Here is a 16,651-nt window from a genome sequence, read left to right on the forward strand (position 1 = left end):
CGAGTTAAGAGGGTTGGCGCCAACCCTCTTTACAATCTCCCGCGGCGACCACGCAAGTGGTCACTGCGTGACTGCCTTCCGCCTTCGTTCGGTCTTAACGCACCGGCTGTGATTTGTTCCTGACAAAGCACCGCCTTGGCAAACTTCCCTGTTTGCCATGCTAACCTCTCTCAGTTGTCAGCACATTGCGGATGTCGCTAAATTAAATACACCAAACTTATTTGCCAAAATAAACGTTTATTATTGGCACTAGTTGATGTTATAACTAACGTTAACGATTTATTGGTGGGATTTTGGCTTCAAAAACCCCTCTCCTCAAAATTTTTTGGTTGTTTGAGTTTCGGACGTTTGTTGTTTTGTGGTTGTTTTTATACGGCGATTACGTCCGAGTTAAGAGGGTTGGCGCCAACCCTCTTTACAATCTCCCGCGGCGACTACGCAAGTGGTCACGATGTGACTGCCTTCCGCCTTCGTTCGGTCTTAACGCACCGGCTGTGATTTGTTCCTGACAAAGCACCGCCTTGGCAAACATCCCTGTTTGCCATGCTAACCTCACTCAGTTGTCAGCACATTGCGAATGTCGCTAAATAGGAAGCACTAAACTTATTTGCCAAAATAAACGTTTATTATCAGTAATAGCTGATGTTATAACTAACGTTAGCGATTTATTGGCGGGATTTTGGCTTTAAAAACCCCGTTCCTCAATTTTTTTATAGCTCTTTTTTTACAGTAAATCACTTCAAAACACCATTAAACCTAACTTTAACGATTTAATTTTTTTATTGGCTATCGTTATTAATGATAATGTCTTCTTGTTTATAGACTTATTTCATGGCATGATTTAGCGCTTTATTTATCTAATAAAAAATAGTTCAGCTCCGGCTGATGCTAAAAATTAAATATTTAATCAAAAAACTCTAGGGAAAATATATTCATGAGTACAGGTACTATGAAGAAAAGTCACTCACAGTGGAGCTCACGCATGGGATTTATGCTTGCAGCTGCTGGTTCTGCTGTGGGTTTAGGTAATATATGGAAATTTCCATATATGGCTGGTGAAATGGGTGGTTCAGCATTTGTTCTGACCTATTTACTATTTATGTTTGTCATTGGCTTGCCAATTTTAGTTTTAGAATGGTTAATCGGCCGTCGCGGACAAAAAAACCCAATTCATACCATGGAAGATGTTGCGGTATCAGAAGGTCGCTCAAAATTATGGCGCTGGGTTGGTATTATTGGTGTACTTGGCTCGTTTTTAATTCTTTCTTTTTATAGTGTAATTGGTGGCTGGGCGACTGATTATATCTTTTTAGCTATCAATGGTAGTTTTGATGGTGTTGATGGCGCAGCTACAGGACAAATTTTTAGTGGTTTCCTTAGTAATGTCGGTAGCCTTTTAACTTGGCATACCGTATTTATGGCAGCGAATACCATCATTGTGGCGATGGGCGTTGGTGCTGGTTTAGAGCGCGCTTGTAAAGTTATGATGCCAGGCTTAGGTATTTTATTGTTAGTGTTAGTCGCTTACGCTGCAATTGTTAGTGGCCCGTCATTTGGCATAGCGTTTGACTTTTTATTCACCCCTAATTGGTCAGCATTAAACGGTACCGCAATTTTAGCCGCTTTAGGTCATGCGTTCTTCAGCTTATCATTAGGTATGGGGATCATGATGGCTTATGGTTCATATCTTGGTAAAGATGTGAATTTACTTTCTACTGCTCGCACTGTGGTTATTTTAGACGTTATTGTTGCTATGTTATCTGGTATGGCGATCTTCCCGTTAGTTTTTGCTAATGGTTTAGAAGCTGGCTCTGGCCCTGGTCTTATTTTTGTTACTTTACCAATTGCCTTTGGTAATATGGCTGCTGGCTCAATTTTAGGTTGTTTATTCTTTATCTTCCTAACTTTTGCGGCTTTAACTTCATCAATTTCATTACTTGAACCAACTGTAGAGCTGTTAGAAGAAAAAACACCTATGGGCCGTAAAACTGCGACTGTGGTAAGTAGTGTATTAATTTGGGCATTAGGTATTGCTTGTATTTTATCCTTTAATGAATGGTCAGATGTGACGTTATTTGGTAAAAATATTTTCGATTTACTCGACTATTTAACTAGTAAGATTATGTTACCTGTGACTGGATTAGGAACTGTAATCTTTGGTGCTTGGATGATGAACCAAAAAATCATTCGCAAAGAATTGGACTTAGGCAATTTCTGGTTTGGTGTATGGTCAATCTTGACTCGCGTCATCATTCCTTTAGCCGTAGTAGTTATTTTAGTTTGTGGATTTTTACCAGAAACTCGATAATTAACTTATTACTAAATCTAAAAGCCTTGATTAATATCAGGGCTTTTTTATTGACAAAATAACTAAAAAATCAGCAATTAATTAGTTATCTTAATCCCCTCACTTGAAATTGTCTTTTTTATTCCCATATAGCAATACAACAATTAATCAAATTATTATGTCAATGTTAATCAGTTAATATTAACAAGATAACATTTTATTTATCGCATTAATAAGATGAACGTTTTGTGGTTAATATTAATTGAATTTGCAAATATAGCTGAGGTATTAGTCAATGAGTAAGCAAGGAACTGAAACACGTGGATTTCAATCCGAAGTTAAACAAATCCTTCATTTAATGATTCACTCTTTATATTCTAATAAAGAGATTTTTTTAAGAGAATTAATTTCAAATGCTTCAGATGCAGCTGATAAGCTGCGTTTTAAAGCACTTGAAAATCCAGATTTATACGCTGGTGATGCCGAGCTTGGGGTTCGTATTTCAACCAACAAAGAAGCCGGCACCTTAACCATTGCCGACAATGGTATTGGTATGACTCGTGATGAAGTCATTGAGAATTTAGGAACAATTGCTAAATCAGGCACCAAAGCATTTTTAGAATCAATTGGTAGTGATCAAGCTAAAGATAGTCAACTTATTGGTCAATTCGGGGTTGGTTTTTACTCAGCATTTATTGTTGCTGATAATGTTACCGTGACAACTCGTGCGGCAACAGCCAAAGCCGATGAAGCTGTTATGTGGCAATCTGCTGGTGAAGGTGAATACACCATTTCTGATACCAATAAAGAAACACGTGGTACTGAAATCGTCTTACATTTAAAAGATGATGAAAAAGAGTTTTTAGATGATTGGCGTTTACGTTCAATTATTAGCAAATATTCAGATCACATCTCATTACCAGTTGAAGTACAAACTACCGATGAAGAAAGCAAAGAAGTTAAATGGGAAAAAGTTAATAAGGCCCAAGCACTTTGGACGCGTAGCAAATCAGAAGTAACTGATGAAGAATATAAAGAGTTTTATAAACATATTTCCCACGATTTTGCCGATCCGCTAAGCTGGAGTCACAACCGTGTCGAAGGTAAACAAGAATATACTAGTTTGCTCTATATTCCATCTAAAGCGCCATGGGATATGTGGAATCGTGACAATAAACACGGTTTAAAATTGTATGTGCAACGTGTGTTTATTATGGATGATGCAGAACAATTTATGCCAAATTACTTACGCTTTGTAAAAGGTTTGATTGATTCTAATGATTTACCATTAAATGTTTCGCGCGAAATCCTGCAAGATAACAAGGTAACCCAGAATTTACGCAATGCATGTACTAAACGTGTTTTACAAATGCTTGATAAACTTGCTAAAGATGACAAAGAACAATATCAACAATTCTGGAGTGAATTTGGTCTTGTTTTAAAAGAAGGGACTGGTGAAGATTTTAGCAATCGTGAGTCTATTGCTAAGTTATTACGCTTTACTACCACTAACAGTGATAGCGAGGTACAGAGCGTATCATTAGATGATTACATCAGCCGTATGCAAGAAGGTCAAGAGAAGATCTACTTCATTACTGCCGATAGTTATGGCGCAGCCAAAAATAGTCCTCACCTTGAATTATTCCGTAAAAAAGGTATTGAGGTATTATTACTTTCTGATCGTATTGACGAATGGATGATGAGCAATTTAACTGAATTTGCAGGGAAACAGTTCCAATCTATCAGTAAATCTGACGAATCAATCGAGAAATTAGCCGATCAAAATAGTGATGAACAAAAACAAGTTGAAAAAGAACTTGAGCCATTTATCGAGCGTGTGAAAAAAGTTTTAGCTGACAAAGTTAAAGAGGTTAAATTAACCCATCGTTTAACTGATACACCGGCAATTGTAACAACAGCTGCAGACGAGATGTCTACCCAAATGGCTAAATTATTTGCTGCAGCAGGACAGAAAGCGCCAGAGATCAAATACACATTTGAGATTAATCCTGATCATCAATTAGTTAAACGCATCGCTAATACTCAAGATGAAACAACATTTAGTGACTGGGTTGAGTTATTGTTAGATCAAGCGCTTCTTGCTGAAAAAGGATCATTAAGTGATCCAAGCAAATTTATTCAGACTATGAATAAATTACTGGCTCAATAATTAATTTTCAATTCCTAATATTCAACCCGATATGGCTTGCCTGTCGGGTTTATTGCTATTTTTTACCGCAAAAAATCAACAATTTTTAAGCCAAATTTTGATACCTATCACACTTTTTCATTTTATTACTTTCTATTTTTGTTAAGCTAGACATAATAATTTAACCTTTAATTTAGACTGTAACAGATGAAAGTTCATAAAATATTAAATAATAATGTTGTGGTAACATTAGATGCAAAGGGAAATGAATTAATTGTTACTGGACGTGGGGTAGGATTTAAAAAAAGGGAAGGAGACAAAATTGACCCCCAACTTATTGAAAAGCAGTTTTCATTGAATAATCAAGAATTACTGCCAAAGTTTGCTGAGTTGCTTTCGGAAATACCTATCGAAATTCATACAACTTCAGATATCATTATCAATTATGCTAAGAAGCAGTTAGGTGGCAAATTACAAGATAGTATTTATATTTCTTTAACTGATCATATCTATTTTGCTATTGAAAGGCATAAGCAGGGATTTGATATTCCGAATAATTTTATTTGGGAAATAAAAAAATTCTATCCAAATGAATATCAAATTGGTTTACATGCTTTATCAGTGATTAAACAGCGCTTAGGCGTCGAACTGCCCGAAGACGAAGCAGGTTTTATTACCTTACATATAGTCAATGCTCAACTAAATGATACTATGCCGAATATCGTTAATATGACGAAGATCATGCGTGAAATTTTGAATATTGTTAAATACCATTTTAAATTTGAGTATGATGAAAACAGCCTTTCTTATCAACGATTCGTCACGCATTTAAAGTTTTTTGCTCATCGTATTTTGAGTCAAGGCAAACCAGCGCAACAAGATACATCATTATATGAAATTATTCGGCAAAAATATGAACAAGCCTATTTGTGTACTAAACAGATCGACTTACATTTAATCCAACAATATCAGCATCCATTATCCGATGATGAAAGTTTGTATTTGACTATTCATATTGAAAGATTAAGAGCCGAGCTAAAAAAATAATAGTGTGATCGAAATCACAAAATAATTAACTAGTTGCAACAATATTATAAAATTTATGTTAATTTAATTAATACAGAAATTTTGGATTGTTATTGCATCAACTGTTTTTTTTGATGCAAGCAAAACCTAAACTCTCAATGGAATGGGGGTTTAGGTTTTTTTTTGCGCTTAAATAAGGATAAGCTATGAAAAACAAACAACTTGCCGAAGTAATTATTGAGCATGTAGGTGGTAAGGATAACATTACCAGTCTAGTACATTGTGCAACTAGACTTAGATTTGCGTTGAAAGATGAATCAAAAGCAAACGCTGAATTTTTGAAAAAACAAGCGGGTATTATTACCGTTGTACAAAGTGGTGGACAATTCCAAGTCGTGATCGGTAACAGCGTTGCTGACGTGTTTAATGCGATTATGGATATTACTAATCTTAATGAAAAATCGACCAACGATGTTCCATCCGCTGCACCTAAAGGTATTGTATCAAAACTGATTGATTTAGTTTCAAGTATCTTTATCCCTGCGCTAGTTGTACTTGTTGCTGGTGGTATTTTTAAAGGAATAGTAGCAATACTACAGGTTATGGAACTTGTTCAAGCCGGCTCACCAACCCTTAACTTCTTAAATGCGATTGCAGACGCCCCATTCTATTATTTACCAATCATTCTAGGCTTTTCAGCGGTTAAAAAATTCGGTGGTAATCCTTATGTAGGTATGGCATTAGGTGGTGCATTGGTTCATCCTAGTGTAGTTGGTATGCTAGGCAATGCTTTTGAATTACAGACAGAATTTTTCAGCATTCCAATTAAATTAATCCCTTACCCTTCTTCGGTTTTTCCGATAATTTTAGCTGCATGGTTTTATTCATTATTAGAACGCAATTTTAACAAGATTATGCATGATTCGTTCAAAAAGTTTATTGCTCCATTATTTGGTTTGATAATTACCGTACCATTAACCTTTGCTGTTATTGGTCCAGTTGTGTCATTCTTAAGTGATACAGTTGCTAATGGTATCATCTATGTTTATCAACTTAACTCTGTCATTGCTTCTATGATTTTAGCTGCTCTTTGGCAAGTGATGGTGGTATTTGGTATCCATTGGGGATTAGTACCATTTGCGATGAATAATATCTCGGTTTATCAAGAAGATTTTATGATCCCAATCTTATTCCCTGCAGTATTTGCTCAAGTTGGTGCGGTATTAGCGGTTATGTTACGCAGCAAAGATCCACAAGTTAAAACATTAGCAAGTTCATCGGTATTATCAGGAATTTTTGGGGTAACCGAACCGGCCATTTATGGTATTAACTTACCATTAAAACGTCCATTTATTATCGGCTGTATTTCAGCAATGATTGGTGGTGGTATTGTTGGTTATTATCATTCGGTTATCTATTCATTCAGCTTTATTAGTATCTTCTCATTTTTACAATTAATTCCACCTACAGGCATTAATGAAAAGTTTTATGCGGTAGTATTTGGTTCACTTATTTCATTTGCAGTAGCAACATTAGTCACTTATCTATTTGGTATCCCAAAAGATAAAAATCAAAATAATGAAAATGAAACAGAAAATTGTGATTCAAATAACAATAAAACTGATAGTGATGAACTTGTAAATACAATCACGATTGCCAGCCCATTAACTGGTCAAATTATAGACTTAAAGGAAGTTAATGATGCTACTTTTGCGAGTGGTTTAATGGGTAAAGGTACTGCAATTATTCCAACTATTGGCGAAGCTGTCGCACCAGAAGATGGTGAAGTAGTGTCACTATTTAGAACGAAACATGCTATCGGTTTCCAAACTAAATCAGGTGCAGAAATACTTATCCACATTGGTGTTGATACAGTGAAGTTAGATGGCCAACATTTTGAAGCTCATGTAGAAAGTGGTCAAAAAGTGAAAAAAGGAGATCGGCTGGTAAGCTTTGATATTGAAGCAATAAAACAAGCCGGCTTTGAAGTAACCACTCCAATCATTATCACTAACAGTGATGACTATATCGATGTGCAGTGCATATTTAATCAAGATAATATTCAACATGGTGACGCACTGTTAGCGTTAAGTGCAAACAAGGAGTAAAACATGGCTAATACTTTTCCTAATGATTTTTTATGGGGCGGCGCAATTGCCGCTAACCAAGTCGAAGGCGCATATAATGAAGATGGTAAAGGTCTTTCAACATCAGACTGTACTCCTAATGGTCTATTTGGCGATATAGTTGATCGTAATAATGTTGAAATTACTAGTATTAAAGATCGGGCTATCGACTTTTATCATCGCTATCCAGAAGATGTAGCATTGTTTGCCGAAATGGGATTTAGTTGTTTAAGAACATCAATCGCATGGACACGTATTTTTCCTAATGGCGATGAAGAACAACCAAATGAAAAAGGTTTAGCATTTTACGATAAACTGTTTGATGAAATGTTAAAACACAACATTACGCCTTTAGTCACCTTATCACACTACGAAATGCCCTATTACCTAGTTACTCAATATGGTGGTTGGGGAAACCGTAAAGTGATTGAGTTTTTTACTCGCTATGCCAAAACTGTATTTGAACGCTATAAAGATAAAGTGAAATATTGGTTAACTTTTAATGAAATTAATATGTCACTACATGAACCATTCACCGGTGTCGGTTTAGCTAGAAATAGCAGTAAAGCGGAAATCTATCAAGCTATTCACCACCAATTAGTAGCCAGTGGACGGGCAGTTAAACTTTGTCATCAAATTATACCTGATGCAAAAATTGGTAATATGTTACTTGGTGCTATCGCTTACCCTCTTAACCCAAAACCTGAAGATGTTTGGGCAACACATTTAGAAAATCATGGTTGGTTGTTCTTTGGTGATGTGCAAGCACGTGGTTATTACCCAACCTATATGAATCGTTATTTTAAAGAAAATAATATTGAATTAACAATTACCGATCAAGACCGTGAAGATTTGAAAGAAACTATCGATTTTATCTCGTTTAGTTATTACATGAGTTGTTGTGGTACAGCTGATGACTCACTTCGTAAAAAGGGGAACATTCTTGATATGGTACCTAATCCACATCTTAAAGCGTCTGAATGGGGCTGGCAGATCGACCCAATCGGTATCCGTTACTTATTAAACTTGCTTTATGAACGTTTTCAAAAACCACTATTTATTGTTGAAAATGGCTTAGGCGCTAAAGATAAGCTTGAAGCAGATGGCACCATTAATGATGACTATCGAATTAATTATATGAACGATCATTTAGTGCAAATTCGTGAAGCGATTAATGATGGTGTTGAAGTGATGGGATATACCAGTTGGGGGCCAATTGACCTAATTAGTGCATCTAAAGCAGAAGTAACTAAACGATATGGTTTTATTTATGTGGATTTAAACCAAGACGGTTCTGGTACGTTAAAACGCTATAAAAAGAAAAGTTTTTATTGGTATCAATCAGTCATTTCATCGAAAGGTGCTAATTTAAAATAATGATGATTCCGGTAGGTCTACATTTGCCCTATCGGTAATTTCACTCATCATACTAATGACAATGCTATATGAGGCTAATGATGAAAAATAAAACAATTAAAGCAGTATTCCTTACTAGTGCACTATTATTAACAACGCTTGCTACTGGTTGTAGCAATAAAGCAAATAATGCCACAAGCAATAATAGTGATGATGCCATTAACATTTATTTTGCTCGACACGGTAAAACTTTATTTAATACCTATGATCTTGTACAAGGTTGGGCTGATTCACCATTGACTGATAAAGGTATTGAAGTTGCGCGTTATTTAGGCGAAGGATTTAAAGATAAGCACATTCAATTTGATGCTTATTACACCAGTGATGCTGGTCGTCAGCGTGAAACAATGCAAGTTTTGTTACAACAAAAAGGGGTTAAAGATTACCAGATCCAAGAATTAAAAGGTTTACGTGAAGTCTTTTATGGTGGATTTGAAGGTGGAAGCAATGCCAAGATGGTATCTGCATCCATGAAGTCTCTTGGTTTTAAATCTGTTGATAGCTTTTATAAAAGTTATGTGCAAGGACAAATTCCCGTGGCAACTCTAACTAATGCCATCGCTAAGAGTGATCCTAAACAGCAAGCGGAAAATTTTGACCAGGTTAAAGAGCGTACCCAAAATGCTCTACATAGCATTGTAAAAACAGCTCAGGATAAACATCAAAAAAATATTTTGGCTATTTCATCCGGTATGTCAATGCAAGCTATGATTTCTGATTTAACCGATAACCCAAATAAAAACAAACCATTGTCAAATGCTACTGTGGTTAAAATTGTGTATCAAAATGGTAAATATAGTGTAGTTGAAATTGGCAGTATGGACTATGTTAATCAAGGTAAATTATCACTAAATAAATAAACAACTGGAGGCAAACAAATAACCATAATCTGAATAAAATTAGATAATTAGCAATTAAATTAGTAAAATAGGATTGTTACTGCTTAGGCAGGCAAAACCTAAATATCAGCCCAACCGATAGGTTTGTGGGCGGTATTTAGGTTTTTTTTTGGGAAAATAAAGATAGGATATAACAATGAAAATAAAGTACCTTTCGCTAGCACTTCTTAATATTATGTGTTTTTCAGCTGTTGCGGCTGAAGCAAATTCGCTAAATACTGATAATAGTTTTTTCAAAGATAGCAAATTTGAATTTTCAACACGTAATCATTGGAAGTATTTAAAAGAAAATGCATCGCAACCCAAAGAAGTTCACAGTGCATGGGGACAAGCATTAACACTTAACTATAAATCAGGTTATTGGTTAGATATCTTGGGATTCGATGTTACTTATGACAATGTCATCAAACTTGGAGCCAGTGATTACTTTGCAACTCGTAACTTACTTTATAATGATGGTAAAAAACCTGATAAACACAATGCACACGGTTTTAACAAATTTACACAACGTTATGCTAAAGTCAAATTTGGCAATAAAGATGTCAATTTTAATGGTAAAGCTGGTTGGCATAGTTTAAAAGACATGGGGGTAATTAGTTCATCGCAAAATTTAACCCGTAACAGTTATCTCGGTTATAGTGGAACACTTAAATACTCTAATTTGGCGTTATCGCTAGCTTATATTGATAGTGCTCTACCTCGTGAATCGGCCAAAAAAGTGCATTTTTATAGTTTAGATAGAAAATCTGAAATTGATAATATCAAAACAGCTGAAATCGCCTATAAAGATAAAGTAATTAAACTTGACTACTCTTATGGTGTAGCAAAAGATTATATTAAACGTCATGCGATTGAGTTTTCTTATAAACCGATAGAAAAACTAACCGTTGGCTCACAAATCTATGGCAGTACTGCTCTTAAAAATCATGACAAAATGAAAGCCAATGTGCGTGATTTTGATGATTCAGCGTGGCATTATGCAGCCGATGTTGAATGGAAAGAAGCAGACTGGAGTGCCAAATTCGGTATCGCTTATACCGACGCCAATCGCAAAGGCGCTATCGGTTATTATGGCCGTCACATAGGTAAAAATAACCGTGGCCGTTATAATGGTATGGCTGCAGCAGGTGCAGACTATATGCGTGATGGCGAAGTGGTTTTATCAAGCGTGTTAGGCTATGACTTTTTTAAAGATAATACCACTGGTTTATATCTAAACTATGGTGAATTTAACTATAAACACGAAACCCTAAAAAATGGTGAAATCAACGTGTTTAATATCTGGAAACCAACCAGTGGAACATTTAAAAATCTATCTATTTTGTCAAAATTTGGTTATGGTTGGTCTTATAAAACCATGAGCAGCAAAGACATTACCCCTAAATTAAGAGACGGCCATGCGCAACGTTCACCAACATTATCAGCAGAAACCGTTATTGATTATCGATTTAACTTGTTATAAAAGGACGAAACTATGAAAAAACTTATTAAACTTATTGGCTTAACCGCTATTCTTACTGCATCAATAGCACAAACTGTTGCTGCCGATGTGAATATCTATTTTACTCGTCATGGTAAGACTATGTTTAATAAAGTGCATCGTGCACAAGGGTGGTCAGACACACCTCTTACTAAACCTGGTATTGAAGTTGCAGAGCAACTTGGCCGAGGTTTAAAAGATGTTGATTTTATTTCGGTATATTCAAGTGACTCTGGTCGTGCCAGACAAACAGCAAGAATCGTACTTGAATCTAAAGGTGAAACTAAATTAAACATTAATGAAATGGAAGGTCTACGTGAAACTTGCTTTGGTGATTTTGAAGGTGATCTTGATCCAAACATGTGGAACCCAGCTGCACAACATTTAGGTTATGAGTCAGACAAAGCCTTAATGGCGGATTTAGCTAAAGGTAAAGTTACTCTTAAAAAAATGATGGATGCGATCAAAGCTGTTGAGAAATCAGGTCAAGCTGAAGATTACAATGCTGTTAAAACTCGTATGCAAGCCTCATTAAAGGCTATTGCTAAATCTGCTCAAGAACAAGGTGGTGGTAATGTATTGGTGGTCTCTCACGGTATGGCAATTATGGCAATGGTTGAAGAGATGTTAGACAAACCAATCACGAGTGGACTTGGTAACGCGAGCGTAACTAAAATCCGTTATACTGATGATGGTAAATTTATCGTTGAATCATTAGGCGATATGAGCTATGTAGAAAAAGGCAAAGCTAGCAAATAATCTTTACAAAAAGACTCACTAACGTGAGTCTTTTTTTATTATTGTTGAGCCATATTCTATTCCCTCGACTCTACTTAATCACTTTACTTTCGATATTAATAAATAAAAATAATAAGCTAGTTTACTCATACTCATCATTCGTAATAGTCTTATAATATTTTTATTAATCAATTTGTTAACAAAAATAATTTTAATAACTACTGAATTGAACAATCTAAAATAAACAACTATTTTTACTACTTAAATTACATTAACTGGTTATAATAAAGTATCGCTTAATCGGTAATATTAGGATTTTTCATGTTTTATATTAGCCACTATTCGTCACCAATGGGATTGATAACTTTAGCTAGTCAACACAATAAATTAATTGGTGCCTGGATTGAAGGACAAAAATATTTTGGCCAAATTGTTAATGCGACCAAACAAGAAAAATCTAATTTAGCAATATTTAATCAGACTAAAAAATGGTTAGACGACTATTTTCTAGGCAAAAAACCATCTATAAAACAATTATCACTGGCTCCTCAAGGTAGCGCATTTAGGCATATGGTATGGGACATATTAGCACAAATTCCTTACGGTGAAGTCATTACCTATGGCTATATCGCAAAACAAGTGGCATTGCAATGTAATAAGCCACATATGTCCAGTCAAGCCGTTGGTGGAGCAGTTGGTCACAATCCGTTATCAATTATTATTCCTTGCCATCGGGTTATTGGAGCCAATGGTAACTTAACTGGTTATGCTGGTGGGATTGATAAAAAGATCTGGTTGCTAGAACATGAACGAGTAGATATGCAGAAATTTTTTCTGCCTAAGAAAGGCACAGCGATTTAAACTAAAATTGAAACACTCTATATTTTACTTTAACCATGTATGTTGTAGACGATAATTCTGCGTCAAATGCCGTTAATAACGCATTTGGTAGACGCTTGCTTAACTTATTCTATTGAGAATCGACAACTTGCCATCCAATCATTAACATATTTTTTTGTTGTGAAAATCTTACTTTTAATTCATGATCTATAATTCAGTAACAATAAAGCTACCCTCATTATAAACGCGTAAAAATACACTTTCTTTACTATAACAATATCCCCTTATATTGAGATTGTAAGACTAATGTTTTACGAATAGTTATTTAAAATCTTACATATAAATCTCAATACAATGGATAATATTTTAATTTAATTGTTAAACTTCTTATAGCTATTAAGGTGAAACACAAGCTATATAATTGTCTGATGAATTTTCTAATAATCCTACGTGACCTGCATCCATATTAACAAATGATGGAATTAGTTCTCTCACTTTGTCATGGTCAGAGTTGTTATTCTTAAACTTAATTATCTTCGATTTTGAAGTAGCAATTAAATAATTACTATGCGACCAATCACTATCTGGATAATTAAGGCACCTTCTGCTACTTTTATCTAAACATCCCCATTCATTGATTATTCCACTGAACCATTCGCCATCTTTACGATAGCTCAACTGGCGAATAGCGTTTGTAGATGCGGGATTAACAGCCCCAGTGCCTGTAATAGACGACTGATCTATCATTTCCCAATAGAGATCATTGGTCAAATCATGCATTTCACTTAGCCGATAACCTGTACCTAAACGACGACACTCATCTTGACCTTTCGCCTGATACAACAATAAATCTTCTTTGGTATTAATATTTTGATAAACAATATCGGTAGGAATATACCAACGCATCAACTTAAATTCATAAAGTATCTTACTTTTTTCACTATCTGCATACAGTCTAAATGTAGAAGGACTAAAACTTTTATCATTAGATGTTATGCGAGGACCAGTTAAAGTTATCTTTAAACCTTTCTGTGGTACACCATAAGGCTCGCCATAGCCCCACCAATTATTATGAGGCCAGCCAGTTATTCCCGTACTTAAGGTTAATCTAACATTACCACCTTCTACAGCACTTATGCTACTACCATTGGCCGCGATCACCGCTTCTGGACTTATTCCTGCCAATAACAAATAAAAATATAATCCATTAGAGCCTGTACTAGGAAAATTATTGTTATAAACTGAATTTTCACCATCATAATTACCGCTGTTTCGTGCGCCATTAGTCTTAAATCCTTTACTTGGATAACCTCTATACATCCAGTCAATTATACCAGAATCCCATCCCGGCCTATCGAACAACATAATACCACCAGTCATAATAGCTTCAGTACTATCATCATATAATAGACTCGGTTGAGCATAGCAGACATGAGGTTCGACTTTAGGGTTTATATAATAATTATGGCTACCGCCCATAAAACTACTTTTATTCGGCTCACCATATAGGGTTTTTAATTCACCATTACTTGCGGTTATGGTTAATTTATAAGGACCATCACATTCAATAAATTTACTATGGGCATTGTTTTTAACTTTGTCTGTCACATCAACGCCATTAATATTTTCCCATGTAACACCTATATCACCACTCGCTGTTGCTATAACTTCACCGGTTACATCGTCGTAACCATCGCCATCATCATCACCAAAATAGTTATACGGTGACTTGAGTAAATCAGACATTTTCACTTTAGGGTAATTAGTATTGCCTGACTGGGGTAACGGAACGATGGTCTGGATACTCGCATAAGTATCGCCTTGATTCGGTAACTCAATTGGATTAGTAAGACTTGATTCATCATTTGAAGCATTAATTACTGTACCATCAGATAAAGTGATACCCAATAAACTTTCCGTACTATCGACTTTAGAGATACCTCCATCATAAGTAAGATATGGTGCACCACCATAAATTGTATTGACTGTAGTTATATTTAAAGCATATGAGGAATTAACGGAAATGGTTAATAAACTATTTATAACCAATACACTTATTAGCATCGGTTTTAAACAAAAAAAAGATTTTATAAAATTGACTTTAAAAAACAAAAAGTTAACAGTAAATAAATCTTTAAAAGAAAAAAATGAATGTTGATTCTGAGGTAAATATATTGCTAACATTGCAGCAATTAATCGGTTAAATAATCCTAATTTATGTTTAGTTACTGAACAACTACTTGGTAACATGTATCAATCCTTTGTAAAAGTATTATATTTTTTATTATGAAAAATCAATTTTCTAAAAAAAGTATAAATAATATCATTAGCCATATCAAACTTTGTAATGTTAAATTTTGTCAAATAATGTAAAGTAAAGTTAACTAAAACGCTTTGATTTTATGTTATAAATTTGAAATAGTTTTAGCTGACTTTAATAAAGACTAAAATATTGTTAATTTTAGTTACTACCGCGCAAAAATTTTTATCACAGTTGATTAATAAGTTAATATTAAACTACAAAAAATACTTTTTAGGCTTTTAATACAGGACAAATTGATGCTAATTCTGAAAATTAACCATTTAGAAGCTAATCAGATAATTAATTGGTTGATAAAGAGACTTTTTATTAAAATAGATTAATAATTCAATGTTCAACTTTTAATAATGTAGTTTTATTACTGTCGAAAATTTAAATCATCATATAGTTACAATGATAATCACCAGTAAACTATCTATTATTAGTTATCAACCTCACCAGTTAAATTTAGGAAAAAAAATTAGAATAATCCAGAATTAAACAGAGTCATAAATATTGGCATTATTAACGTTAATAAAAAACCTTGCACGATGGCTGGTGGTACAATACTTACCCCAGCACCTTTTTGCAGCATAGGTAAGGTAAAATCCATTGAGGTTGCGCCACATAAACCTAGTGCTGTAAGTTTATATCGTTTGATTAAGGTAGGAATTAAGATAATGGCACATAATTCTCGTAGAATATCATTTAAGAAAGTAGCACTACCAATGATTGGACCATGAGCTTCAGTCATCAATATTCCCGATAATGAATACCAACCAAATCCTGATGACATTGCCAACCCTACTCGCACTGGTTGTGCCAATATCAAGGCGGCTATAATACCACCTAAAAAGGTACTTAGAATGACAATAATGGTAGTAGCAATACCCACTTTATTCAATAAAATCTGTTTTAACGAAATATTATTACTACGCAATTGAATACCAATAAGTAATAGTAAAAAGACTAAAACCACTTTGGTAATATCTTCACTATATTGCCAAATAAAAAGTGGAAAAAGTCCTGCAACAAATCCTGCTATCAATGCAATACAGACCCGCAAGGATTCCAAGATCATTTTAAATCGTGACTCATAAGTTTGGCTGCTGTGGGTGGTGCGCCATGGCAGTAATATATCTACTAGGGCTAAGAAAATGAAATTACCACCAAAAGTGCAGATAAAAATAATACCAGTATAAAACAGGATAATTTTTAAATTAGCAGCGAGATTATCTAAATGAGCTAGTTCGGTTCCCATTATAAATAATATAAAATAGACCATCCAGCTTAGAACTTGGTTTATTTTGGCGATCCACTTTTGCTCTTTAAATCTAATCAAATAACCTAAACATAACGGTACTAAAGCAATAAGAATACCAAAATACATA

General features: G+C 34.7%; 11 protein-coding genes. 9 read left to right on the forward strand and 2 right to left on the reverse strand.

What is annotated here, in order from left to right:
• The first annotated feature begins 934 nt into the window (after nucleotides 1–934).
• From B6C84_RS09720 to B6C84_RS09760, 9 genes are all read left to right on the forward strand, one after another.
• On the forward strand, nucleotides 935–2,308 hold the full coding sequence (locus B6C84_RS09720) for a sodium-dependent transporter (protein ID WP_198196541.1): 1,374 nt from the start codon (nucleotides 935–937) through the stop codon (nucleotides 2,306–2,308).
• 274 nt (nucleotides 2,309–2,582) lie between these two features.
• Nucleotides 2,583–4,457: a molecular chaperone HtpG gene (gene htpG, locus B6C84_RS09725; protein ID WP_065578237.1), complete on the forward strand. Its 1,875-nt coding sequence runs from the start codon at nucleotides 2,583–2,585 to the stop codon at nucleotides 4,455–4,457.
• 186 nt (nucleotides 4,458–4,643) lie between these two features.
• Nucleotides 4,644–5,483: a BglG family transcription antiterminator LicT gene (gene licT / locus B6C84_RS09730; protein WP_086354058.1), complete on the forward strand. Its 840-nt coding sequence runs from the start codon at nucleotides 4,644–4,646 to the stop codon at nucleotides 5,481–5,483.
• A gap of 185 nt (nucleotides 5,484–5,668) precedes the next feature.
• A complete protein-coding gene (locus tag B6C84_RS09735; RefSeq protein WP_086354057.1) occupies nucleotides 5,669–7,570 on the forward strand; it encodes a beta-glucoside-specific PTS transporter subunit IIABC in 1,902 nt (633 codons plus the stop codon).
• A 3-nt stretch (nucleotides 7,571–7,573) separates the two neighbouring features.
• The gene (locus B6C84_RS09740) at nucleotides 7,574–8,965 is read left to right on the forward strand and encodes a glycoside hydrolase family 1 protein (RefSeq protein WP_086354056.1); all 1,392 of its coding nucleotides are present in this window, start codon (nucleotides 7,574–7,576) and stop codon (nucleotides 8,963–8,965) included.
• Nucleotides 8,966–9,045: 80 nt separating this feature from the next.
• Complete coding sequence (locus tag B6C84_RS09745) at nucleotides 9,046–9,864, forward strand: histidine phosphatase family protein (RefSeq protein ID WP_086354055.1); 819 nt, start codon at nucleotides 9,046–9,048, stop codon at nucleotides 9,862–9,864.
• A 175-nt stretch (nucleotides 9,865–10,039) separates the two neighbouring features.
• Nucleotides 10,040–11,365: an OprD family outer membrane porin gene (locus B6C84_RS09750; RefSeq protein ID WP_086354054.1), complete on the forward strand. Its 1,326-nt coding sequence runs from the start codon at nucleotides 10,040–10,042 to the stop codon at nucleotides 11,363–11,365.
• A 12-nt stretch (nucleotides 11,366–11,377) separates the two neighbouring features.
• Nucleotides 11,378–12,142 (forward strand): histidine phosphatase family protein, encoded by a 765-nt coding sequence (locus B6C84_RS09755; RefSeq protein ID WP_086354053.1) that lies wholly within the window; start codon nucleotides 11,378–11,380, stop codon nucleotides 12,140–12,142.
• Between the two features lie 300 nt (nucleotides 12,143–12,442).
• Complete coding sequence (locus tag B6C84_RS09760; RefSeq protein ID WP_086354052.1) at nucleotides 12,443–12,982, forward strand: methylated-DNA--[protein]-cysteine S-methyltransferase; 540 nt, start codon at nucleotides 12,443–12,445, stop codon at nucleotides 12,980–12,982.
• A gap of 375 nt (nucleotides 12,983–13,357) precedes the next feature.
• On the opposite strand, the gene B6C84_RS09765 is transcribed toward B6C84_RS09760, so the two are convergent.
• On the reverse strand, nucleotides 13,358–15,211 hold the full coding sequence (locus B6C84_RS09765; protein WP_086354051.1) for a hypothetical protein: 1,854 nt from the start codon (nucleotides 15,209–15,211) through the stop codon (nucleotides 13,358–13,360).
• Between the two features lie 530 nt (nucleotides 15,212–15,741).
• Nucleotides 15,742–16,650, reverse strand: a complete 909-nt coding sequence (locus tag B6C84_RS09770; protein WP_086354050.1) for a LysO family transporter — start codon at nucleotides 16,648–16,650, stop codon at nucleotides 15,742–15,744.
• Nucleotide 16,651 lies beyond the last annotated feature (1 nt).

It is taken from the genome of Gilliamella apis (assembly GCF_002142155.1).
Taxonomy (GTDB): domain Bacteria; phylum Pseudomonadota; class Gammaproteobacteria; order Enterobacterales; family Orbaceae; genus Gilliamella; species Gilliamella apis.